2 protein-coding genes are annotated in these 2,242 nt (G+C 66.8%); both read left to right on the top strand.

The features are described 5' to 3' along the window. On the top strand, positions 1–1,106 hold a 1,106-nt coding region (locus ACFWF3_RS32955), incomplete at its 5' end, for a KasA/KasB family beta-ketoacyl-ACP synthase (protein ID WP_379317808.1). A 118-nt stretch (positions 1,107–1,224) separates the two neighbouring features. Then, on the top strand, positions 1,225–2,242 hold a 1,018-nt coding region (locus tag ACFWF3_RS32950), incomplete at its 3' end, for a carboxyl transferase domain-containing protein (protein ID WP_379317806.1).

Below are 2,242 nucleotides of genomic sequence, written 5' to 3'. Positions count from 1 at the left end.
CCTTCATCGAGGAATACGACCTGCCGGTGCGAATCGGCGGTCACCTGAAGGTCAGCCCCGACACCCTGTTGAGCCGGGTCGAGATCCGCCGTATGGCGTATGTCGAGCGCCTGGCGACCGTTCTCGGTCGTGAGGTGTGGAAGAACGCGGGCAGCCCTGAGGTCGACAACGACCGTCTCGGCGTCGCGATCGGCACCGGACTCGGCGGCGGCGACGCCCTGATCGACTCGGTCGACAAGCTGAAGAACGGCGGCTATCGCAAGATCTCGCCGCTGGCTGTTCAGATGGTCATGCCGAACGGTCCGTCGGCGGTCGTCGGTCTCGAGCTGAAGGCCAGGGCGGGAGTGGTCACTCCGGTCTCGGCGTGCTCGTCGGGTTCGGAGGCCATCGCCAACGCGTGGCGGATGATCGTGATGGGTGACGCCGACATCGTCGTCACCGGTGGTGTCGAGGGCTTCATCGACTCGGTGCCGATCGCGGCGTTCTCCATGATGCGCGCGATGAGTACCCGCAACGACGATCCGAAGGGTGCTTCGCGTCCCTTCGACAAGGATCGCGACGGTTTCGTCTTCGGTGAGGCCGGCGCGCTCATGGTCATCGAGACCGAAGAGCACGCCAAGGCGCGCGGTGCCACCATCCACGCTCGTCTGCTGGGTGCCGGTATCACCTCCGACGGGTTCCACCTGGTCGCTCCCGATCCCGAGGGCACCGGTGCGGCCAGGGCGATGACTCGCGCGATGCAGACCGCTGGTCTGACCAAGAGCGACATCACCCACATCAACGCCCACGCGACCGCGACGCCCATCGGTGACTCCGCCGAGGCGAACGCGATCCACAAGGCGATCGGTAAGCACGCTTCGGTGTACGCGCCGAAGTCGGCACTGGGTCACTCGATCGGCGCCGTGGGCGCCCTGGAGTCGATCCTCACCGTGCTCGCGATCCGGGACGGCATTGTTCCGCCGACACTGAACCTGGACAACCAGGATCCGGAGATCGATCTCGATGTTGTGCACGGGGAAGCCCGTCGCCAGGAAATCGAGTACGCGATCAACAATTCCTTCGGTTTCGGTGGGCACAACGTCGCGCTCGCCTTCGGTCGGGCATAAAGCCGCCGACTGCATTCCGATCCCCGGTGGGGGTCGTGCCAACTGAATGGTTCGACTCCCACCGGCGGTTCGCCACAGCAGCCGCCGCCGCGGCAATCTTTACGAAGGAGTGAGCGCGATGACCATCATTGCTCCCGCGTTTCAAGACACCACCACCGATCCGCGCGACCCACTGGGTCGGCTCCAGCGCTTCTTCGACCCCGGCACCGTCCTGCCGCTGCATCCGCGTGACCGCTCCGGCGTGCTCGCCGCGATCGGCGAGGTCGACGGGGTCCGCACCGTGGCCTATTGCTCCGACGCGACCGTCATGGGCGGCGCGATGGGCGTCGAGGGCTGCAAGCACATCGTCGACGCGATCGACACCGCGATCGAATCCTCCATCCCCGTCGTCGGGCTGTGGCACTCCGGTGGTGCGCGCCTGGCCGAGGGTGTCGAGGCGCTGCACGCGGTAGGCCTGGTCTTCGAGGCCATGGTTCGCGCGTCCGGTCTCGTTCCTCAGATTTCGGTGGTCCTCGGCTTCGCCGCCGGTGGTGCCGCCTATGGTCCCGCGCTGACCGATGTGGTGATCATGGCGCCGGAGGGCCGCGTGTTCGTCACCGGACCCGACGTGGTGCGCTCGGTGACCGGCGAGAACGTCGACATGGCGACCCTCGGTGGTCCCACCACACACTTCAAGAAGTCCGGCGTCTGCCATATCGCCGCCGATGACGAGGCCGACGCCATGCACCGCGCGCGCCGGCTGGTGTCGATGTTCGCCGAGCAGGGCGAGTTCGACCTGGTCGCGGCCGAGCACGGCGATGTCGATCTCAAGGCGATGCTGCCGGAGTCGGCCAAGCGCGCCTACGACGTGAAGCCGATCGTGCACGAGCTGCTCGACAACGTCGACGGTGAGTCCTCCTTCGAGGAACTCCAGGGTGGTTACGCCCGCAGCATGGTCACCGGTCTCGGTCGGCTCGGCGGTCGCACCGTCGGCGTCCTGGCCAACAACCCGCTGCGCCTCGGTGGCTGCCTCAACTCCGAAAGTGCCGAGAAGGCTTCACGTTTCGTGCGACTGTGCGACGCGTTCGGCATCCCGCTGGTCGTGGTCACCGACGTTCCCGGCTACCTTCCCGGTGTCGGCCAGGAACTCGAGGGGG

This window comes from Nocardia sp. NPDC060220, assembly GCF_042727815.1.
Lineage (GTDB): Bacteria > Actinomycetota > Actinomycetes > Mycobacteriales > Mycobacteriaceae > Nocardia.
This window is presented reverse-complemented; position numbering and strand designations above follow the sequence as displayed.